The 21,709-nt window shown below is 55.3% G+C and carries 18 protein-coding genes; 2 read left to right on the top strand and 16 right to left on the bottom strand.

Annotation, left to right across the window (positions count from 1 at the left end; all coding sequences use genetic code 11):
• Nucleotides 1–8 precede the first annotated feature (8 nt).
• The 9 genes from OZX70_RS03090 to OZX70_RS03050 form a co-directional block, all read right to left on the bottom strand.
• Complete coding sequence (locus tag OZX70_RS03090; protein ID WP_277181774.1) at nucleotides 9–998, bottom strand: amino acid ABC transporter permease; 990 nt, start codon at nucleotides 996–998, stop codon at nucleotides 9–11.
• 366 nt (nucleotides 999–1,364) lie between these two features.
• On the bottom strand, nucleotides 1,365–2,294 hold the full coding sequence (locus OZX70_RS03085; RefSeq protein WP_277181773.1) for an ABC transporter substrate-binding protein: 930 nt from the start codon (nucleotides 2,292–2,294) through the stop codon (nucleotides 1,365–1,367).
• Nucleotides 2,295–2,418: 124 nt separating this feature from the next.
• The gene (gene smpB, locus OZX70_RS03080) at nucleotides 2,419–2,898 is read right to left on the bottom strand and encodes an SsrA-binding protein SmpB (protein ID WP_277158969.1); all 480 of its coding nucleotides are present in this window, start codon (nucleotides 2,896–2,898) and stop codon (nucleotides 2,419–2,421) included.
• Nucleotides 2,899–3,151: 253 nt separating this feature from the next.
• A complete protein-coding gene (locus tag OZX70_RS03075; protein WP_277181772.1) occupies nucleotides 3,152–4,483 on the bottom strand; it encodes a CHAP domain-containing protein in 1,332 nt (443 codons plus the stop codon).
• A gap of 102 nt (nucleotides 4,484–4,585) precedes the next feature.
• A complete protein-coding gene (ftsX, locus tag OZX70_RS03070; RefSeq protein ID WP_277181771.1) occupies nucleotides 4,586–5,509 on the bottom strand; it encodes a permease-like cell division protein FtsX in 924 nt (307 codons plus the stop codon).
• A complete protein-coding gene (gene ftsE / locus OZX70_RS03065) occupies nucleotides 5,506–6,795 on the bottom strand; it encodes a cell division ATP-binding protein FtsE (protein ID WP_277181770.1) in 1,290 nt (429 codons plus the stop codon). The genes ftsX and ftsE overlap by 4 nt, the downstream gene beginning before the upstream one ends.
• Before the next feature lie 91 nt (nucleotides 6,796–6,886).
• Nucleotides 6,887–8,032 (bottom strand): peptide chain release factor 2, encoded by a 1,146-nt coding sequence (gene prfB / locus OZX70_RS03060; RefSeq protein ID WP_277181769.1) that lies wholly within the window; start codon nucleotides 8,030–8,032, stop codon nucleotides 6,887–6,889.
• On the bottom strand, nucleotides 8,019–8,234 hold the full coding sequence (locus tag OZX70_RS03055) for a hypothetical protein (protein WP_277181768.1): 216 nt from the start codon (nucleotides 8,232–8,234) through the stop codon (nucleotides 8,019–8,021). The genes prfB and OZX70_RS03055 overlap by 14 nt, the downstream gene beginning before the upstream one ends.
• A 9-nt stretch (nucleotides 8,235–8,243) precedes the next feature.
• Nucleotides 8,244–8,375 (bottom strand): hypothetical protein, encoded by a 132-nt coding sequence (locus tag OZX70_RS03050; RefSeq protein ID WP_277181767.1) that lies wholly within the window; start codon nucleotides 8,373–8,375, stop codon nucleotides 8,244–8,246.
• Nucleotides 8,376–8,535: 160 nt separating this feature from the next.
• On the opposite strand from OZX70_RS03050, the gene dapD reads away from it, so the two are divergent.
• Nucleotides 8,536–9,540 carry a 2,3,4,5-tetrahydropyridine-2,6-dicarboxylate N-succinyltransferase gene (dapD, locus tag OZX70_RS03045; RefSeq protein WP_277181766.1) on the top strand — a complete coding sequence of 335 codons (1,005 nt, stop codon included), beginning with the start codon at nucleotides 8,536–8,538 and terminating at the stop codon, nucleotides 9,538–9,540.
• A 390-nt stretch (nucleotides 9,541–9,930) separates the two neighbouring features.
• Here the strand turns inward: dapD and OZX70_RS03040 are convergent, their stop codons facing one another.
• The 3 genes from OZX70_RS03040 to OZX70_RS03030 all read right to left on the bottom strand — a co-directional run bounded on the left by OZX70_RS03040 (nucleotide 9,931) and on the right by OZX70_RS03030 (nucleotide 13,671).
• Nucleotides 9,931–11,226: a citrate synthase gene (locus OZX70_RS03040; RefSeq protein ID WP_277181764.1), complete on the bottom strand. Its 1,296-nt coding sequence runs from the start codon at nucleotides 11,224–11,226 to the stop codon at nucleotides 9,931–9,933.
• A gap of 297 nt (nucleotides 11,227–11,523) precedes the next feature.
• Nucleotides 11,524–12,300, bottom strand: coding sequence for a type I methionyl aminopeptidase (gene map, locus OZX70_RS03035; protein WP_277144142.1), 777 nt, complete (start codon nucleotides 12,298–12,300; stop codon nucleotides 11,524–11,526).
• 231 nt (nucleotides 12,301–12,531) lie between these two features.
• Nucleotides 12,532–13,671: a DUF308 domain-containing protein gene (locus OZX70_RS03030; RefSeq protein WP_277181763.1), complete on the bottom strand. Its 1,140-nt coding sequence runs from the start codon at nucleotides 13,669–13,671 to the stop codon at nucleotides 12,532–12,534.
• A gap of 222 nt (nucleotides 13,672–13,893) precedes the next feature.
• Here OZX70_RS03030 and OZX70_RS03025 point away from each other — a divergent pair, with 222 nt between their 5' ends.
• Nucleotides 13,894–15,972: a M13-type metalloendopeptidase gene (locus OZX70_RS03025; RefSeq protein WP_277181762.1), complete on the top strand. Its 2,079-nt coding sequence runs from the start codon at nucleotides 13,894–13,896 to the stop codon at nucleotides 15,970–15,972.
• 256 nt (nucleotides 15,973–16,228) lie between these two features.
• On the opposite strand, the gene OZX70_RS03020 is transcribed toward OZX70_RS03025, so the two are convergent.
• From OZX70_RS03020 to OZX70_RS03005, 4 genes are all read right to left on the bottom strand, one after another.
• Nucleotides 16,229–16,879: a single-stranded DNA-binding protein gene (locus OZX70_RS03020; RefSeq protein ID WP_277181761.1), complete on the bottom strand. Its 651-nt coding sequence runs from the start codon at nucleotides 16,877–16,879 to the stop codon at nucleotides 16,229–16,231.
• A gap of 581 nt (nucleotides 16,880–17,460) precedes the next feature.
• On the bottom strand, nucleotides 17,461–18,312 hold the full coding sequence (locus OZX70_RS03015; protein ID WP_277181760.1) for a 3-hydroxyacyl-CoA dehydrogenase: 852 nt from the start codon (nucleotides 18,310–18,312) through the stop codon (nucleotides 17,461–17,463).
• Between the two features lie 404 nt (nucleotides 18,313–18,716).
• Entirely contained in the window at nucleotides 18,717–19,565 is an 849-nt protein-coding gene (locus tag OZX70_RS03010) for a 3-hydroxyacyl-CoA dehydrogenase (protein WP_277181759.1), read from the bottom strand.
• A gap of 286 nt (nucleotides 19,566–19,851) precedes the next feature.
• Nucleotides 19,852–21,666: a proline--tRNA ligase gene (locus tag OZX70_RS03005; RefSeq protein WP_277182082.1), complete on the bottom strand. Its 1,815-nt coding sequence runs from the start codon at nucleotides 21,664–21,666 to the stop codon at nucleotides 19,852–19,854.
• Between the last annotated feature and the right edge of the window lie 43 nt (nucleotides 21,667–21,709).

The following is a 21,709-nucleotide window of genomic DNA, read 5'->3' as shown; positions in this document are numbered from 1 at the left end:
GAAGTGCCTCAAGCGTTCAATCCAAGGAAGGTCGTCGCACCTTCGTGGCCTTCGGCCACTTTGGCTGCTGACTTTTCGGCTTTGACATCGCCGCCGTCGGTGACGTTGCCATTGGAACGTTCGTTGAACCCCTTGCCAAAGTACCGTTCGATCCGCGCCTGTACCACCATCAGGATGGAGGTGATGACCAAGTACCAGAAGCATGCCACCATCAACAGCGGAATCGGCTTGTAGATGCGATGGGCGATGGCGTCGGAAGCGAACTGAAGCTCAAGGCTGAACGGCACCGCGGAGACCAACGAGGTGGTTTTGAGCATGCTGATGACCTCGTTGCCGGTGGGCGGCACGATGATGCGCATGGCCTGTGGCAGAATCACACGGCGCATGATCATGGTGCGCGGCATGCCGAGCGCTTCCGCAGCCTCGCTCTGACCGGGGTCCACGGCCTCTAGGCCGGCACGCACGATTTCGGCCAGATACGCGGATTCGTTCAGCGCCAATCCCAGCATCGCCGCCAGGAATCCGGGAGCGATGAGGTTGTTGAGCTGTTCGGTTTTCATCTGCCAGAAATTGATTTTGGTGAAGGGAATACCGAGTGAAAGCGTCGGAATCAAGACCGCAAACAAGCCCCAGAACACCAGCTGCGTATAGATAGGAGTGCCGCGGAAGAACCAGATCCAGAACCAGCTGACCGCGCGCAGCACCGGGTTGACGGACTTGCGCATCACCGCGAGCAGCACGGCCAGCACGATGGCGATGAGCATCGAGGTGACGGTGAGGATGAGCGTCCAGCCGATGCCGTTCAAGACGTGCTCGTTGAACAGGTATTTCCAGACGGTTGGCCATTCGAAGTTGCGGTTGGTGATCATGCCGTGCACCAGCAGCACCGCGAGCAGCGCGACGATGATGCCGGCAATCAACGAACCGGGACGATGCACCGGCCTTGCGTGGATCCGATTGGGGATGTCGAGCCCATCCGATTCATGGTTACGCGTCATAACACACCTTCCTTTAACACCTGGCACGCTCAACAGCACCCGGCGCCTATCCTATTGAGATTCGACCACATACAACCTGCTTGTATATTATACGAAGCTATGCATAATTGCCATTTTATCTCATATACAGAATCCAAAGGGCGAAACCTATCCACTTATATTGCAGGGCGAGGCGAATCGACCGCCAAACACCGACCGGTCGCAGCCGGTCTGTCCCGATATAAGCACCAGCAAACTACACGGCCGGCAGCAATGACCACCAGCCGATACAATCCACCTATCGTCGATCTACCGAAAAGACAAGGTCCGATCGACACCCATACAAACGGGATCGATCGGACCGCTTCAGCTTAAAACCAATGCCGATCAGGCCGCGAAATCGTTGATCTTGGATTCCTTGATGGCACCACTCTCATTGCCCCAGGACTTGAGGATCTTCATATAGGTGCCATCGTCCATAAGCTTCTGAATCGCGGCCTGTACAGCCTTTGCAGTCTGGGTATCACCCGCTTTGAGCACCACGGCCTCGGGAGTCGTGTCGAAGGTCTTGCCCATCAGCTCGAGCTTTTCACCGTTCTGCTTGACCGCATAGCCTGAGACCGGCGAATCGGCACAGAACGCATCGGCCTTGCCAGTAGCGACGTTGGTGGCCACAATCGTCTGGTCCTTCATCGACTGAACGTCGATGGCCTTCTTGCCGGAGGCGGTGCACTGGGCATTGAGCTTCTTGACCGTGGTCTCCTGGACGGTACCGGTCAGCACCGCTACGCTGCTGCCGCAGAGGTTATCGGTCGTCAGCTTCTTCGGGTTGCCCTTCTGAACAACGAAGGAGGAGCCTACGTTGAGGAACGAGACAAATTCGCCGGCACCCTTACGATCCGGAGTGACGGTAAAACCGGAAATGCCGGCGTCGTACTTCGAGCCGATGCCAGGCAGAATCGAATCGAACTCGGCGGTGGTCGCTTCGAACTTCAAACCGAAGATGGCCGAAATGGCCTTGGCCAGGTCCATTTCATAACCGATCGGCGTCTTGCCGTCCTTGTCGAGGAATTCGGCGGGCGCATAATCTGGGGAGACACCGATGGTGAATTTGCCATCCTTCTTGATGGACTCCGGCAGCATGGCGGCGATCTTGTCGTCCTTCTTGACCGAACTGGTGTTGGAGTTGCTGCTCTTCGGCGTTGCGCTCTGATCGCTTTCGTCGGTGGTGCCGCAAGCGGCCACGCTGGCCAGCATCGCAGTGGCACAGATACCGGCTAGAACGACCTTAATCGACTTGGTAATTTTCAGCGACATGTTGAATCCTCTCTGGGGCGGATTCGAACAGTCCGCCTTCTTCGTATAAATGCATAATATACTTACTTGCGTATTTATGCAAAAAATCCGTCTCAATAAATGGACATTCAAGATAAGACGTGTCTCAGCGCACCAACTTGTTCTTGTAACGCATCGCACGCAATGCCTCACGCTTGTCTTCCGCCTCGCGCAAGGACTGGCGCTTGTCGTATTCCTTCTTGCCACGGGCCAAGGCGATTTCGGCTTTCACGCGGCCGTCCTTGAAATAGAGGCTCAGCGGCACGATTGTATAGCCCTTGGCTTCCGTCTGGCGGCTGAGCTTGGCGATCTGCGAAGCGTGCAGGAGCAGTTTGCGCTTACGCTTGGGCGCGTGGTTGTTCCAAGTACCATTCAGATATTCCGGTATATTCGCGCCCTCCAGCCACATCTCGCCATTGCGGTCGATGGAGACAAACGATTCGGCCAGCGAGGCGCGTCCCTCGCGCAAGGACTTTACCTCAGTGCCGGTGAGCACCAGCCCCGCCTCATAATGGTCCTCGATGGTGTAGTTGTGCCGCGCTTTACGGTTCTGCGCGATAAGTTTCGTACCCTGTTCCTTCGCCATTCACTAACCTTTTCCCTTACTCGTATTGTGCACCCCGTATATCAACAATCATTGCTTCGACGACATTCCCGATTGACGATGCCGCCTCATCAATCTATTCAGGTTGTTTGACGAGCACTGTCATGGCCTCTGGGCCGACCAATCAGCCAAGACCGTTGAGCCATATTTACTTCTCTGACAATAACACAAGCGCGCCATCCTTTTGTGAATGGCGCGCCCGCGCTAAACCGGCTTGGAATCTTAAATCGTCAGATCAGCCATGGATGTATTCGTAATTGTAGGCATCATTCAACACCTCGTTGGCCGGGAAGGTCGCAAAACCGGTGCCGCCCTCCGAAATGGCGATGGTGTTGCCCCACACGCCTTCGACGATGGCCACATGCCCATAGTAAGGATCGGCTATCCAATGGCCGCCAACACTCTGGCCCGGATAGAAGACCACGATGGCACCGTATGACGGAGTCCTGTCGACCTGATAGCCGAGACTGCGGGCGGAATTGGCCCACTGGCCACCGTTGCCGAAGTAGGAGCCGACGGGCAAGCCAAGCTGGTGACGACGAAGGTAGGCCCACTCGGTGCACTGACGCGGAGGATAGGCATTGCCGGAGTCACCGGAAGGATGGTTGCCGCCGCCGGATACCGGCGAAGCAGGAGGATTATAGACCGGAGCTGGATTGCTGGGAATATAGCTCGAGTTACCGGCCTGACCGACACCTTGGCTCGCGCTCGGTTGCTGGCTGTTGGCCCATTGCTGGTTCTGTGCGTCAATCTGCGACTGCAGGATGGCGATCTGTGCCGCCTGCTGGGCGGATTGCGTGGTCAACGAGCTCTTCTGCGACTCAAGGCTTTCACGTGCCTGGGCGCCCTGATCTCGCAAAGCCTGCAAATTGGTCTGCTGAGCCTGTGCCGATTCAGCGGCCTGCTGAGCACTGGCGGCCTCGCTATCGGCCTTGTCTTTCAGTGTGGAAATCTGCGTTTCAATTGCGGCAAGACGCTGCTTGCGATTCATCGAAGTACCGAGCGTGTTGGCGTCGGCGTTCGCCGCATTGACCTCGCTGCGGGTGACGGCCGCCGAGGACTGCATTTTGTCGACGAAATCCTTGGTGGTGCTGGACTTGGTAACGACGTTCATCACGTCGGCCGCTTCTGAACCATGGAAATTCTCACGGGCTTGAGCGGCCACACCGGCCTTGGCGTCATCGAAATCTGCACCGGTCTGGGCGATCTTCTTCTCGAGATCAGCTTTGTCTTTCTGGGCGGCCGCAAGCCTGTCAGAGGTCGCCTGGGCTAGGTTCTTGGCCTGGTCCGCGCCTTGTTGCGCGGTCTGTGCCGCAGCCTGGGCGGCAGGAATTTTGTTGGTCGTCAAATCGTTGAGCTGTATGATCTGGTTGGCAAGGTCGCTGTCGACCCCGGCCAACTGGCTCTTCAGGTCGGCCTGACTAGCGGCCGCCTGCTGGTATTCGCTCATGGTGGATGCCTGAGCCTGCGGGACTTTGGCAGTCATGGTCATGGCTGCCGTTGTGCACAACATGGCTGTAGCGATCAGCACACTGAAGGCTGCGGTCATTTGTTTCTGCTTGCGCATGGAATTCACCTTTCCTTTTCGGGCTTTACCATTGTAACGTATCCACCCGAAAGTGCGTGAAAAATTTGCGATACTTTTTCATACATTTTGCAATACACTCGATTAGGCTCTGAGGTATCGACGGAGCGATATGGTCGAGACGATTGCGGAAAGCAGCATCGCACCGATAATCAACGCCGGAGCCATTAGCCACACGGTCGTCTGATTGACGAACGGCATCCATTGCACATTTTGTGCAAGCCAATCGGTGATGAAGAGCTTGACGATGGCGCTCAGCGCCACACAAGACAACAACGAGCCCAGCAGCGAGGCCAACACACCTTCGAGAATGAATGGTAATCGAATCGTCCAGTTTGAGGCGCCCACCAAGCGCATAATCTCGGTCTCGTTTTTCCTTGACGCCGCGCTCATACGTATGGTAATGCTGGTCAGCAATACTGCCACCACAACCATGACGGCAGCCAAGACAAGCGTGACGCCTGTCCCCTTGTTCAATATGGCGAATACCGGATCGAAGATCTGACGCTGATCGGCCACCTCCTCGACGCCTTGGCTACCGGTCAGGGTCTCGGAGACCTCCTGATATTTCGTCGGATCCTTGAGCTTGAGTCTCAGCGAATCCTGCATATCGGCTGCGGTAAGGGTACGGCCCTGATAGATACCGTGGGGATATTGCTTAAGGAACGTGTTCTTATAGAAGTCCTCGCGGCTTTCGTACGAAATCTTAGAAACGACATTGCCAAGTTCCCTGTGAATCTTCTCCTGCAGTTGGAGAATCTCCTGCTGGGTCGGAGCCTTGCCTGCCGAGCAATTGGCGACCTGGCTGGTGCCATCAGGACAAAGCCAGACCACCACTTCGACCTCTTTGTACCAATCCCCCTTGGCCTTGGTGATCTGCGCCTGCATCAGGCCGGAAGCGCCGATAAAGAGGAAGGAAATGAAGGTGACCAGAAGCACGGAAAGAATCATCGAGACATTCTGCTTGAGACTCGTCCATGTTTCAGAAAGGATAAATCGTGCTCTCATTTCCGCTCCTCAGCATTCTTGCCGCCCTTACGGCCCTGTGCGTTCTGAACCTGTTTTCTTTGCTCACCAGTGGCGGCCGCCGACTTCGATTTTGACTTCGACGGTGATTCGGATTTCGCTTGTGACGGCGGAACCGGAGGCGCTGGCAGAGACGGCGCCTTGGCCTTGGTTTTCGCCGTATCGGACTTCGTCTTATCGGCTTTTACTGTCCGCTTGGTTTCAGAAGGCTGACCCGAATCCGACAGCGATTTGTGCGCACCGGTCATCTCCTCGGCACTAAGACCCTTGCCCCACGTCATCGTGGTTTCCGCGGACTGGAATGCCTCACCATACCGTCCCGTTCTGCCGGAGTGCATGGCGCTTGCGAGACGGGCAATGCCTTCGTTTTCGCCGGTTCCGTTGGCAACTGCGTCGGCGACAGCATCCATGGCTTGCGTAGCGACCACGGAACGGTCGTCGATGGGTGAGGAGTCGAGATTCTGCCCAGATGTTGTCGATATGGCATTGACTGGCGTCTGCGGACGCTTGAATTTGTTGGCAGCGGGGTCGATAACCCGTTTCGCTTTGGATTCCACTTCAGCATCCGGGAAGTACCGGGCCGAATCGTAGCTGCCCTTGTTCTCGTCACGCACGATCTTGCCGGCGTGCAGTTCGACGACACGCTTGCGCATGGAGTTGACGATTTCCTCGTTGTGGGTGGCCATGACGACGGTGGTGCCGGTGCGATTGATGGCGTCGAGGACTTCCATGATGCCCAGTGATGTGGTGGGGTCGAGATTGCCGGTGGGCTCGTCGGCCAGAAGAATCTGCGGGTGGTTGACGTAGGCGCGCGCAATGGCCACACGCTGGGCCTCGCCGCCGGAAAGTTCGTGCGGGTAGTTCTTTTCCTTGCCTGTAAGACCAACGGTTTCAAGAACTTTGGGAACCAACGACTTGATGGTCGAACGGCGTGTGCCGATAACCTCAAGCGCAAAGGCGACATTCTGCCAGACGGTTTTGTTATTCAGCAGCTTGTAGTCCTGGAAAATGAAGCCGATGGAACGACGGTACTGCGGAATCTGACGGGGGCTCAAGCGGCGCAAGTCGTTGCCGGCCACGCGGATTTCGCCATCCGTTGCTTCCTCCTCACGCAGCAGAAGACTGAGCAATGTCGTTTTGCCAGAGCCAGAAGCGCCCACCAAAAAGACGAAATCGCCGCGTTCGATGTTGAGGTTGACATGGTCGAGGGCGGGTCTGGTGCCCTTCGGATAGATCTTGGAGACCTTGTCCAATGTAATCAACGCCATAATGCCGTTTCCTTACTGTTTGCCGCTGTGCCCAAGTCTAGAGGCACCAGCATCGCAGATTGTTCTGATTTCGTCGAAATGATTGAAGTCTTTACTTTTTATCTTCGTTTTGCTCGGCTTCAAGCGCGGCCTGACGGCGCTGCTCATGGCGCCAGCGGATGCCGGCGTCAATGAACCCGTTGATGTCACCGTCAAAAACGGCCTGTGTCTGGCTGGTCTCGTAGCCGGTGCGCAGATCCTTAACCATTTGATAAGGATGTAATACATACGAACGCATCTGATCTCCCCAACTCGCCTTGATATCGCCGGCCAGTTCCTTCTTCTTTTTGGCCTCCTCTTCATGACGAAGCACTAAAAGGCGGGACTGGAGGACAGCCATGGCGGCGGCACGGTTCTGTATCTGGCTGCGCTCGTCCTGCATGGTCACCACGATGCCGGTGGGCAAATGGGTGATACGGACCGCGGAATATGTGGTGTTGACGCCCTGACCACCGGGGCCTGAGGAGCAATAGGTATCCACGCGGATATCGGAATCGGGAATATCGATGTGGTCGGTTTCTTCGACCAACGGCACCACCTCGACGGCTGCAAAGCTGGTCTGACGGCGACCTTGGTTATCGAAAGGTGATATACGGACGAGGCGGTGCGTGCCGCCCTCTACGGAAAGACGACCGTAGGCGTAAGGTGCGTCAACTTCGAAAGTGGCGGACTTGATGCCAGCCTCTTCGGCGTAGGACGTGTCCATGACCTTGGCCTTGTAGCCGTTGCGCTCTGCCCAGCGTAGGTACATACGCAGGAGCATTTGCGCGAAATCGGCCGCATCCACGCCGCCCGCGCCGCTTCGGATGGTCACCACCGCGCTACGTTCATCGTATTCGCCGTCAAGCAGGGTCTGGATTTCCATCTCGTCGAGGTCCTTCTGCAGCGCATCGACACCGTTCTGGGCCTCTTTCATCGAATCGACGTCGTCCTCTTCCTGACCCAATTCGTAAAGGGTTTCGGTGTCGTCAAGCCTACTCGAAAGCGAATCGAGCTTCTTAATCAGCCCCTGCTTGTTGGAAAGCCGACTGGTGACCTTTTGTGCGTTCTCGACGTCGTCCCAGAGATTCGGCGCCGATGCCTCTTTCTCCAACTCATCGATTTCGGACTTCAGACGATCGACGTCCAACGCCTTTTCGATCGTCTCGTATTTTTTACGCGCCTCACCCAACGCTTGGGAAAAATCAAATTCTGCCATTACATTCCACCTTATATTTGCTCGCTGAAAACTCTCTGACCGTCGTTATCGTCGCCATACCGCTGTAAAACCATTGAGCGCCAAGCCTGATTCTTTCAACCTTTGCAGCTTTTCCGTCGTGGGCACGCACGTCATCGCTTTCGATGAAGCCGCGCCGCAACATCAGCTTTTCGGTGCCGATGATTTTGCCGCCCTCATGCATGCAAAATCGTCAAAGACCTGCATAGATTGCAGGAATCACCAACGCGAGCAGCATAGCCGCAGCCACGATGATGCAAATCGCCCGCAAGATGTTGCGGCGCCGGCTTTCACGGCGTTCGCGTTCTTTCCTGTAATCACTCACAATCCTTCATTGTATCGAGCCTGCGGGATTTAGTGTCTACTGGCTACAAATCAACATTGCAAGTCAATTAATTGTTCTTGAGCTGCCGGGGGACAAACAAGACATCGTGCGCTAGATTAGATACATATTCATTTCACCAATGCAGCGAAAAGGAGCGAGTATGAGTGACGAACGGACGGCTTGGGGCTGGGGTCTGGCCTCGATTGATGAGGCAGGCAATACGCTGGACGTATGGTATCCAAAGCTTGAGATGGGTGCGGCGCCTGACGAGGCTTCCCGACCGCAGCACGGTTTCGGCGCTTTGGCATATGAACAGGCCGATGCACGCGGTGTACGGCGCGTACCGGTGTTTACTGTTTCTGCTCTTGACTCCCCCATCGTCGACGCGGCCGACGCTTACCTGCGCTTGCACTTGCTGAGCATGTGCATGGTGGAGCCGAACACCATCAACCTTGATGGCATCTTCGCCAAGCTCGCCAATGTGGTGTGGACTAACTACGGACCGTTCGCCGCCGAGAACTTCGCGTTGCGCAAGATGGACGTGATGAACGCCGTGGCAAAATCAGGCGTCGTTGCCGGTGGCATGCCCACTCCCCACGTCGACGTCAACGTGCTCGGTGTCGACAAGTTCCCGCGTATGGTCGACTATGTGGTGCCCGAGGGCGTGCGTATCGGCGATGCGGACCGCGTACGTCTTGGCGCTCACCTGGCGACAGGCACAACCGTAATGCACGCTGGTTTCGTCAACTTCAACGCCGGAACGCTCGGCACCTGCATGATCGAGGGCCGGGTCTCCCAAGGCGTCACCGTCGGCAACGGTTCCGACGTCGGCGGCGGCTCGTCCATCATGGGCACGCTTTCCGGTGGCGGAAAGCTGCGCAACTCAATCGGCGAGCACAGCCTCTTGGGCGCGAACGCGGGCATCGGCATTTCTCTGGGCGACAACTGCGTGGTGGAAGCGGGTCTTTATGTCACCGCCGGCACCAAGATCACCATCCACGACAAGGCCAAAATCGCTGCCGGCGAGCCGCTGGAAGTCGTCAAGGGGTCGGAGCTTTCAGGCAAGGACAATATCCTCTTCATCCGCAATTCGGTGACCGGCGCCATCGAGGCCCGCTACCGCAAGGTTGGCATCGCTCTGAACGAAAAGCTGCACAAGAACTGATTCCCGCATTCGCACAATAGCAATCCTGCACACATCAGTTAATAAATCCCGCGCACGTCGTTGAATGTCGTTGAATAGAGCCGAAAGTGTTCATTTCTGTCATTTCTTAATAAGCATTCAATGACTTGCATGGGATTTTCGTCTCATCGTCGCCTTCCCATCTCAATTCCTGGCATGGAGGCCAATAATCGATGTTTTCGGCCCTCAATGCTACAGAACCGGTATCCACGGAGAACAGAAATCCCGGAATTCCGCCATTCTTCTGCGATGTCTCAAATCCCTGCGCAGCACGGAAACAAATACGGCCACGATATTCCCACCACTGCTGCGTCTTTGCAGCACTGACACATGAAAACGCCCTTATCAGGGGTTCAGTGCTGTGAATCTTCCCTAGCGCTCATTCATCGGTACGTAGTCGCGTTCGGTTTCTCCGGTGTAGACCTGGCGCGGACGGCCGATTTTGGTCTGTGGATCAGTCAGCATCTCGCGGTATTGCGCAATCCAGCCAGGAATGCGGCCGAGCGCGAACAGCGGAGTGAACATCGGGGCATCAAAGCCGATGACCCGGTAAAGCAGCCCAGTATAGAAATCGACATTCGGATAAAGGTGACGGGAAACGAAATAATCGTCGTGCGTGGCGATATCCTCGAGTTCCGTGGCGATATCGAACAGCGCACGTTCGTCCGCAGGCAAGCGATTGTCGACGTCACCTCGTGCCATGAGCTGTTCCAGATAATGCTTAGCGACCACGGCACGCGGATCATAGCATTTGTAGACGCGATGGCCGAAACCGGAAATACGCTTCCCGTCCTTCTTCGCGTTTTCGACGAACTGGCTGACGCTTTCGCCGGAATCGCGAATGACCTCAAGCTGCTTCAATACCGCTTCGTTGGCACCGCCATGCAACGGACCGGAAAGCGCATTAACACCGGCGGCAACTGCCGAATACAGATTCGCGTGGGCGCTGCCGGCGATACGCACTACGGAAGTCGAGCAGTTCTGTTCATGGTCGGCATGAATGATGAGCAGACGACCCAACGCATGGACGGAAAGCTCATCCGATTCGTACGGCTCGTAAGGTACCGCAAAGCACATGCGCAGGAAATCGTCGACATATCCTCGGGCGACATCCGGGTACAGCATGGGCTCATCGCGACGACGCCTATAAATATAGCTGACGATGGTACGGGCCTTGGCCATGATGATACGCGCCGATTCGTCGAGCTGATCGGGGTCACTGATATCAGTGGTGTCCGGATAAAATGCCGCAAGCGCATTGATAGCAGAGGCGAGCACGCTCATCGGTTGGGCGGAACGCGGGAACGAGGCCATGAAGCTGCGGAAGTCCTCTCCCACCATGGTCCGGTGGTTCAGGTCGAGGCAGAACTGATCGTATTCGGCCTTGCTCGGCAACTCGCCATGCTGCAAGAGCCACGCCACTTCAAGGAAATCGGATTGTTCGCACAGCTGCTCAATCGGGTAGCCTCGATAACGCAGGATGGAATTCTGACCGTCGATGAAAGTGATTTTGGATTCGCACTGCGCGGTGGTCAGAAAACCCGGATCAAGGGTGACAAAGCCGTCGTTTTTGAGGCTGGAGACCACAATGCCGTCGGCTCCCTCCGTGGCCTTGACAATGGGCAAATCAAACTTGCTCGCATCCACATTGAGTTTTGCCTCCACCATGGCTTCCACCTTCCTTTGCAACCTTGATCATGGGCCGATCGCTGTTTTCTGTATAAAACAGACAAAACCGAAAGCGTTGCCGCAACCAATCACGGATTGAACACACCTTATTGCATGAATGTAAATTGGCGCAACCAATGTCCACGTTCCGTACATTCATCTCTCAAAAAATTGGGTTATGGAAGTTATGCAGGCTATCAATTATAAAAAATACGAAATTTAAAAACAAAAGTGGCACCCGCGCTCAAGCTACAGATGCCACTTTGATAAAAGCCTATTATCCAGCCAGACCAGAAACTACTCGCGAACGGTCAGGATCTCCGGGCCATTGTCGGTGATGGCGATGGTGTGCTCGCTGTGGGCACCGTTGGAACCGTCGGAACTGCGCAGCGTCCAGCCGTCCTTGGCATCCTGGTAGATCTCGTCGGTGGTCTTCATGAACCACGGTTCGATGGCAATGGTCAGGCCCGGACGAAGCTTGTATCCGTGATGGGCCTTTCCATCATTGGGAACGAAGGGATCGCCGTGCATGACATGGCCGATGCCGTGGCCGCCGAACTCCATGTTGACGGTATAGCCGTGCTCGTGTGCCACGTCGCCGACTGCGGCAGAAACGTCGCCAAGCCGGTTACCGGACTGGGCCGCAGCGATACCGGCCGCGAGCGCCTCCTCGGTGCACTTGATCAGAGCGATATCTTCAGGATTCGGGTCTTTGCCGACCACAAAGCTCACTGCTGAGTCGCCGCACCATCCGTCGACGCTGATGGCCAGGTCAAGGCTCACAAGATCGCCGTCTTTGAGGGCATAATCATAAGGAACACCATGCAGCACGGCATCATTGACCGACGTGCAGATGTAATGCTTGAATGGGCCGGTACCGAAATCAGGGGCGTAATCCACATAGCAGGATTCGGCGCCCTTGCGGCTTTCGATGCGACGACGAACGAGGTCGTCGATCTCCAGCAGATTCGTACCGACCTTTGTGGTTTCCTGCAGCTCTTTTAGGATGCTGCCGACGAAACGGCCGGCGACCTTCATCGAGGCGATTTCCTTTGGCGTTTTCAATTCAATCATGCCTTCACCCTACTTCGCTCGGCCAACAATCTTGGAGCTATCTTTCGATTTGGTTCATAAGGCAAACTGCACCGGAATATTATCGAAATGATTTGTCGTTATCGAATATGAAAACACCCCGACATTCTGAACGAATCTTTAAGAATATCGGGGCACTATCCTCTAACTAGGCTTTATTGTCTGCGGTTCAATACGTTCCGCAGCTCTAACGCCTGCCGAATGTCGCTATTATCAGTTCTTGCCGAAACGGAAAGCGCGAATGATGGCAAGGATACCCATGACCACCATGGAGATTCCGGCGAAAATAACCAGCACGATCACCGAGGCGAACGGGGAGAACAAGACGACGATGCCGGCGAGGATGGAGATGACCGCGTAGAAGATGGCCCATCCGGACTTCGGCAGACGCCAGGTCTCCACCAGCGCCATGATGCCTTCCATAATCCAGCCGATGCCAACCGTGAGCGTGACCAGAATCGTCAGCATTGCGGTCGAGAGAACGGTGTTCTTGAGCATGACCACACCGCCAATCACCAAAAGGAGACCGACTAGGATATCAAGCACGCGCCAGCCGCCAGGCAACCCGTTTTCGACGATGGCGCCGATGACACGGATGACACCAGAAATCACGAAGTAGATGCCCAGCGCGATGGCCACGGCCACCAATGTCTTGCCAGGCCAGATCAGTAATGCAAGGCCAAGCAGCAACGCGACGATTCCGACGACACCGTAGACGATGCGAATGGTTTTCTTCGCTTGGTTCGGAAGCCATTCCTCAGCAAGCTTGAAAGGATTCAAACGCCACCATTCATTGCTGCCCGGCCGGGCCGACTGCGAATTGAAACGGTTGCCACCTGCCGTCGGTCCGCCGCTGTTGGGCCGTTGGCTGTTTGGCCCGTATTGGCCTTGACCGTTTTGATAGGCATAGGGGTTTGTGTAGGGATTGCCGTTGACGTAAGGATTGCCATTTTGGTATTGCCGATTGTATTGGTTGGGATCTGCGGCATACGGGCCATAGCCATTGGGGGCATAGCCGTTGTATGGAGGCTGATTCGGATTCCCACCTTGACCGTTATACACGTATGGATTGGCGTTGGGGCCTCCTTGTGGAGCGCCACCTTGATTACCGGCGTATTGGCCGTAGTTCTGAGGGCCTTGCCCGGTATTCCCAGTATTCCCAGTATTCCCGGTATTGCGCGAAGACGAATTAGCGCTGTCATACTGGTGCTGGTTGCCATTCATGGCATTGGCATGAGAAGCATAAGCCCCATATTCTGGCTGACCTGTCGGCTGGCCATTGGGATTCTCCTGATTGTTTTCGTTGCTGTCATTCACATTCGAACCATTATCATTCGTATTATCGTCTGACATGTCGATTCCCCTTCCATGGTTTCCGTCGCCATCAAAACGTTATAACGGCGTTCACTTCGACCGCTAAATCATTCAACAGAATAAAGCCGGAAGCTATTCCTTCATAATTGAATTTAGCATTCTTAAGGTAAACCCAAGCCCAGATTAGATCGTCTGATTACACCCGAATTTTCCTTTTATTACGCACAACTTCTTGTCAGCGAACGCCGATACAGTAGAGCCATGTCTACACCTTTGATTTCAGGCCTTGATACGACCTCATTCTCCAGCACCATCAGCCCCGGCGATGACCTTTTCCGCTTCGTCAACGGGCCATGGATTGACACCTACGAACTGCCCGACGACCGCTCACGCTACGGCGCTTTCGATAAGCTCGCCGAAGACTCGGAAAGCCAAATTCGCGACATCCTCGAGGACGAGAACTGCCCTGCACACAAGTCACAGAGCCTTTATCGTGCATTCCTCGACACCGACGCCATCGAAGCGGCCGGCATCACTCCTATCAAGGATGCGCTCGAGCGCATCGACAACGCGGCTGACAAAGCAGAGCTCACCAAGGTTTTAGGCGAGCTTTGCACGGTCGGCGGCCCCGATTTCTTCGACTGCGGCGTCTACGGCGACCCTGGCGATCCCGAGCACAACATCCTGCATATCGAACAGGGAGGCATCGGCCTGCCAGACGAAGCTTATTACCGCGAAGACCACTACGCTCCCATCCGTGAGCAGTATGTTCACATGGTCATGAAGCTTCTGATGCTGGCCGATTATGGCGACAGCGTGAAATCCGAGGCGGATGCCAAGCGCTTCCTCGAACTCGAGACCAAAATCGCTTCGAACCACTGGGACAACGTAGCCACACGAGATTCGCAGAAAACCTACAACCCCACTGATTTCGCAGAGCTCACCTCCACTCTCTCACACTTCGACATCGCTTCCTGGCTTGAAGCTTGGCAGGCCTCCTACAATGCGTTGCCTGCCTCAAAGACGCAGCCGTTGGATCTCCAGGCGGCGTTCAACCGCACCATAGTCCACGAGCCGAGCTTCCTTTCCGGCTTCGACAAGTTCTGGGACCAGAGCGAGATTGACGACCTGAAACTCTGGGCGCGCGTGACGATGATCAGCGGTTCGGCAAGCACACTGAGCCAAGACTTTGACAAAACCCAATTCGACTTCTACGGCAAGGTGCTTTCGGGCGCCAAGCAACAGCGCGACCGCTGGAAGCGCGGCGTCTCACTGGTCAACGGCATCTGCGGCGAAGAGGTCGGGCGTGAATACGTTCGTCTCCACTTCCCTGAAAGCTCGAAAAAGCGGATGGAACAGCTGGTCACCAACATCATCGAGGCCTATCGCGTTTCGATATCAGGCAGTGCGTGGCTGGGCAAAGAAACCAAGGCAAAAGCTCTGGAAAAGCTCTCGAAGTTCACTCCGATGATCGGCTACACCAACCACTGGCGCGACTACACCGCACTCGACATCAAGCCTGAAATGAGCCTGATGGAAGACCTTAACGCTGCTGTCGCCTACGAAACAGGATTCCAGTTCTCCAAGGTCGGCCAGGTCGTTGACCGAGAAGAATGGCTGATGAACCCACAAACGGTCAACGCCTATTACGAGCCTTCCATGAACGTCATCGTCTTCCCAGCTGCCATCCTCCAGCCCCCGTTCTTCAACCCGGATGCAGACGATGCCGCCAATTATGGCGGTATCGGCGCGGTCATCGGACACGAAATCGGGCACGGCTTCGACGACCAGGGCAGCCAGTACGACGGCGACGGCAAGCTCAACGACTGGTGGACCGCCGAGGACAAGGCTAACTTCGAAAAGCTCACCACGGCACTGATCAACCAATACAATGTATTTATCCCCTCCCAGCTTCAGGAAAAATACGCTGATGACCTGAGTCAGGCCCCCCACGTCAACGGAGCATTGACCATCGGCGAGAACATCGGCGATCTGAGCGGCGTCAACATCAGCCTGAAGGCCTACGCCTTCGCACTGGACAAAGCCGCGGGCCGCACAATCGACGGTTCGCCGGAAGCGGTCACAGCATCACTAGCGAGCGCCCCCGAAATCGACGGATACACCGGATTGCAGCGTTTCTTCCTGAGCTACGCCTCCATCTGGCGCACCGCACAACGTGAGGAATTGACCGAGCAGTATCTGCAGATCGATCCGCATTCCCCCGCCGAATTCCGTACCAACGGCATCGTACGCAACGTTGACCTCTACTATCAGGCCTTCGACGTAAAGCCCGAAAATAAGCTGTGGCTAGCACCCAAACAGCGCGTATCCATCTGGTAAATCTAAAATCTCCAGAGCCAGACAAGGTAGACAACGAGACCTTCCTGGCGGCGGATGGCAAACGGCCGGAATGGTATCAAAATGTTCCGGCCGTTTGCCATCCCAAAAGCCCTCTTCCTTGTCCAGTCAACGAAGCGATCATGCACAATCTGCATCGCTCGCTTTGTAAAGCGACCGTCATTGCAATTATCCGGACATTGCTTCTCGTCAAGCCGGCCAATAATAAGTCATTGCCAAGTGCACGATTGCAAAGAAATCAACCGACCGATGACACCAAACGATCGGCAGTTTCATGCCCTTCGAACACCTCACTGGCATCCCAAGATTCGTCCTCGGTTTCATCTTCTGAAGACTGACCATCATGCTGAGGGTGATTGACCGTCGGCCCACTGACTGTTTGCGTGTTCTCACCGTCACCAGAAGCACGATTCTGATCTCCTGTGGGAACCTGGGCTTGCAATTCGCCACTTTCAGCCGCTGTACCCTCAGCTTGCTCCTGCTCCGCATTAAACGGGTCATGCCCATTGCCCTGCTTTTTTGTGCCCGGCTTGACGCGCTGAAAAACGGAAATGCCAAAACTGAGGTCATGACCTACGCTGGTCGCTTCCATCACCATTCTGCTATGTTTGGTGCCGTCACGAGTCCATTCTTCGGTTGCCAAGTTGCCCGTGGCGATGACCGGATCGCCTTTCTTGAGACTGGAAAGCACATTCTCTGCCAACTGGCGGAAAACCTTGACGCTGATCCATGTCGTCGGTCTGTCTCTCCATTCATTGACCGCAGGATTGAAATATCGCGTCGTGCAACCGATTCTGAACGACGCGGCGGCTGGCCCTCCCTCCTTACCGAAACTTTGAGGGTTTGCGCCCATGAATCCTGAAACCGTCACCGTGCCTTGCTGTGCCATCGACTCTGCTCCCTTGAAAAACAATAACATCTGCATATTTGTGGTCTGCGGGACACATCGGCCGGTAACGGAAGCCAAACACGTTTGCGAATGAACCCCGGTGCTGAAAACGGCTCTATACGTATCCCGCGGTTGTTCCAGTATGCCGTCGGGAACCATTGATTTTCAAGCTAAACCGGGTACTGTGGTCGAACGCTCGGGGCCTCGGCGTGTTGTGGACGCAATGTGGATGAACGAGGCGATATCCACCGCAAAATCCGAAATGTGCATAACAAAATACACAATTGCCTAGTAAAAGTAGCACAATGCCAAAAAGTCTGAGAATCTCAACAAAATAGAATAGGATAAACAGAATAAACGAATTACACAAAGGTTATAGAAGCAACAGATACAAGGCCGGTAAAGCCAAAACCGGCAGGTAAATAGCCGTGGCGCCGCGCAACAATCGTCACACAGCGCCACAAACTGATTAGGACAGAACATCAATTACACGGCCTCCATGCCATCCGGATTACATCACCGCACGAATCCCGATCTGCATTGACTCACCGAACGACACCAACGAAGGCCATGCAATTCACTCACTCATAGTCATAGAAACCATGACCGGCGATCTTGCCCGTCCGGCCCTTGTCGATGTAATCCTCCTTCAGACGGCGAGCGAACTCCTTCTTGACGGGGTCGGTGGCATCCTTGTTGAGGTTGTATGGGGTCATCATACCGACGGTATCGAAAATCTGGAACGGGCCCGAAGGAGCGCCGGTGCCGATACGCCAGGTCTTGTCGATGTCCTCGAACGAAGCCACGCCACGAACCCACAGATCGCTGGCGGCGTCCAGAAGCGGAACCAGCAGCGAATTGAGCAGATAGCCGGGCTGCTCCTTCCTGATACGAATCGGAACCATGCCGATTTCCTCGGCAAACTGCGCAACCTCCTCGAAGACCTTAGGATCGGTCTTCGGCTGCACCATCACCTCGCCTGTGTTGTACTTCCAGACCTCGTTGGCGAAATGCAGGCACAGGAACTTCTCCGGACGGTCGGTGAAAGGCGCGATCTTGCTCGGAGGCAAGGTCGAGGAATTGGTGCAGAAGATCGTCTTGGCCGGCGCGTTTTCGCTGACCTTCTTCCACGTATCCTGCTTGATGTCAAGACGCTCGGGAACGGCTTCGATGACGATATCGGCGTCCTTGAGCGCATCCTTCATATCGGCGGTCGTACGAATACGCGACACCGCCGCGTCAAGCTTCTCCTCCGTAGCATCCTTGACATCACGCCTGTAGGATTCCTTGAGCTGTTCCCAACGGGCCGGCAACTTCGCCAGGATCTCGTCGCTGATATCGTAGGCGACGACATTCTTACCACTGTATGCCGATTGGAAAATAATCTGGGAGCCAAGAGTACCTGTACCCAATACCGTTAGATTCTGCATCATTGCCTTCTTTCGTTCTTTGTTTCACAAAACTTCATCATTCTGTGATACATATTGAAACGTCGGTTACTCAATTTATCAAATAATTACGTTTCATTTTTAATTACTATTCAATAATACCTAAATGATTTGTAAAAACGATCTAAGCAAGCTAAAAAATTAGTGATTTATTAGACAATAGTATTAACTATTGGCTTTCCGAAACAACATTCAGGAGCAAAAAGAGCTGGGACGAAACGGCGAAGATACAAACGATTCCAAACATGGAAAACGCCGTACATCGGTTGATATACGGCGCTGGTGATCAAATATCAGTCAAATTCAATGGATGCGCTTAGCACTTCCTGACGGGGAACGGCAATATACCTGTTCCCGAAAAACGAAGCGGGAACGCATCCATTCAGTGTTCACTCGTAGTCATAGAAACCGTGACCGGTGGACTTGCCGAGCTTGCCTTTGTCGATGTAGTCCTTCTTGATGCGTTCCGCGAACTCGCGCTGCACCGGATCCTTGCTGTCCTTAGAAAGATTGTACGGGGTCATCATGCCGACGGTGTCGTAAATCTGGAACGGGCCGGCCGGAGCACCGGTGGCGATGCGCCAAGTCTTGTCAATGTCCTCGGCCGAGGCAACACCACGCACCCACAGATCGGCTGCGGCGTTCAGCAACGGAACCAACAGCGAGTTGAGCAGGTAACCGGGTTGTTCCTTCATCACACGAATCGGGACCATGCCGATTTCCTCGGCGAACTGCGCGACCGCTTCAAAGACCTTCGGATCGGTCTTCGGCTGCGCCATGACCTCGCCGGTGTTGAACTTCCATATCTCGTTCGCAAAATGCAGGCTCATGAACTTGTCGGGACGATCGACGAACGGCGCCATCTTGCTTGGCAGAAGCGTCGAGGAATTGGTGCAGAAGATCGTCTTGGCCGGCGCATACTGGCTGACCTTCTCCCAAGTGTTCTGCTTGATATCGAGACGCTCAGGAATGGCCTCGATGATGATGTCCGCGTCCTTGACCGCGTCCTTCAAGTCAGCGGTGGGGCGAATGCGCGAGACAGCGGCGTCAAGCTTTTCGTCGGTGGCGTCGGCAATGTCGTGCTTGTACTGCTTCTTCAGATACTCCCAACGCTTCGGGAGCCCTGCCAAAATCTCGTCGCTGATATCGTAGGCAACGACATCTTTGCCCTTATATGCCGATTGAAAAATAATCTGGGAACCAAGGACGCCAGTGCCCAAAACCGTAAGATTCTGCATTTATTTTCTTCTTTCGTTATCGCCGATGCGGTTGCCATGTAACGGGCTCACAAAGGCTTGCATATGCCGGAACGACATCGTTTCTGCAATGGAATTCCGAACCTGTACGCTTTCAATTTTACTGAAAATGTCGCTAATATCACATTAAATTCACAGTTTGGACTATCATTTGTCTAATTTTGTAGATTTCCGATATATTTATTTAATTTATAAATATTGAAATGAAAATGTGGCCGTCTCCCCCAACAGGGAAACAGCCACATTCACTTCGTAGTTATGTACGACTTCAGAGCATTGCCTGGTATCTTTCGACCAAAGTATCGGCGGCTTTACCTGCCGGAACCTTCACTGCATTCTCGCCATTGCGATCGCGAACTTCGATGGTTCCGTCGTTCAAGAAATCTCGTCCGACCACGGCGACCAGCGGTACGCCGAGCAACTCGGCGTCCTTGAACTTGACACCGGGCGAAACCTTCTTGCGGTCGTCATAGATGACTTCGAGACCCTTGGCCTCCAGCTCTTCGACCAGCTTCTCGGCTCCACCGAACGCCTCGTCCTTCTTGCCGGTGGCCACAACGTGCACGGCTGCCGGAGCGATGTTGACCGGCCAGGCCAGGCCCTTTTCATCGTGGTGGGTTTCGGCGATACATGCCATGACGCGCGAGACGCCGATGCCATAGCTGCCCATCCACACCGGCACGGCCTTGCCGTTCTGGTTGAGAACCTTGAGGCCCAACGCCTCGGAATACTTGAGACCAAGCTGGAAGACCTGGCCGATCTCCACGCCGCGTTCGAAGCTCAGAGGGCCGGAGCCGTCCGGGCTCATGTCGCCGTCGCGAACCTCGGTGGCCTCCACGGTGCCATCGGCCTTGAAATCGCGGCCGTAGACCATGTCGAAGGCGTCCACGCCGTCCTTGTCGCCACCGGTGACCCACGAGGAGCCCTCGGCGATATGCGCGTCGACCAGGTAACGCACCGGGCCCTTGATCTCGGAACCCTCGACGCGGGCCTGCGGGCCGAGCACGTTCGGGCCGATATAGCCCTTGACCAGTTCCGAATGTGCCTTGAGGTCAGCCTCGTTGGCCTCCTCGATCTCGGCGGGGGCGAACTGCGCCTCCAACCTCTTCATATCGACCTGGCGGTCGCCGGGCAGCGCCACGACGACGACTTCGCGCCAAGGCTTGCGATGCTCTTCGTTCTCGTCATCGGGTTCGCCCGGATGCTTGACCGCAATGACCACGTTCTTGAGCATATCGGTGGCAGCCCATTGGCGGCCATCCTCGCGCGGGTAGAGCTTGTTGCATTGCGCGACCATCTCGTCGACGCTGCCCGCCGCAGGCAGATCCTTCAAGCTCATCGCTGGGGTCTTGGAGCAGTCCACGGCCGGCACTTCGGGAGTCGTCAGCGCTTCGACGTTCCAAGCCTTGCCGCTCGGGGCCTTGGCAAACGTATCCTCACCGATGGGCATCGGGGAAAGGAACTCCTGCGACTCGAAACCGCCCATGGGCCCGGAGACCGCGTGGACCATGATGTAGCCGAGATCGAGGCGCTGGAAGATACGCTCGTAAGCGTCGCGCTCCTCGACGTAGGCCTTCTTCAACCCGTCCTCGTCGATGGTGAAGGAATAGCCGTCCTCCATGATGAACTCGCGGCCGCGCACCAGCCCTGCGCGCGGACGGAACTCGTCGCGGTACTTGGTCTGGATCTGATAGAGGGTGACCGGCAGGTCCTTATAAGAAGAATACATGTCCTTCACCAGCAGGGTGAACATTTCCTCATGGGTCGGGGCCAGCAGATAATCGGCTTCGTGACGGTCCTTCAAGCGGAAGATGTTCTCGCCGTATTCCTCCCAGCGGTGCGTGGCCTCATAGGGCTCCTTGGGTAGCAGTGCCGGGAAATGGACTTCCTGACCGCCGATGCCGTCGACCTCCTCGCGGACCACAGCCTCGATTTTATTGAGAACTTTCAGACCAAGCGGCAGCCAGGTCCAGATGCCGGGCGCGGCCTTGCGGATATAGCCGGCTCGTTGGAGCAAACGCGCCGAATCAACGTCGGCGTCGGCGGGGTCCTCGCGCAGCGTGCGCAGGAACATGGTGGACATACGAAGTGCTTTTGTCATAGTCCCTAAATTATTCGCGCGAGCC

It is taken from the genome of Bifidobacterium sp. ESL0732, assembly GCF_029395535.1.
GTDB lineage: Bacteria > Actinomycetota > Actinomycetes > Actinomycetales > Bifidobacteriaceae > Bifidobacterium.
The sequence above is the reverse complement of the archived record's forward strand: the minus strand, read 5'-3'. Positions and strand labels throughout refer to the sequence as shown.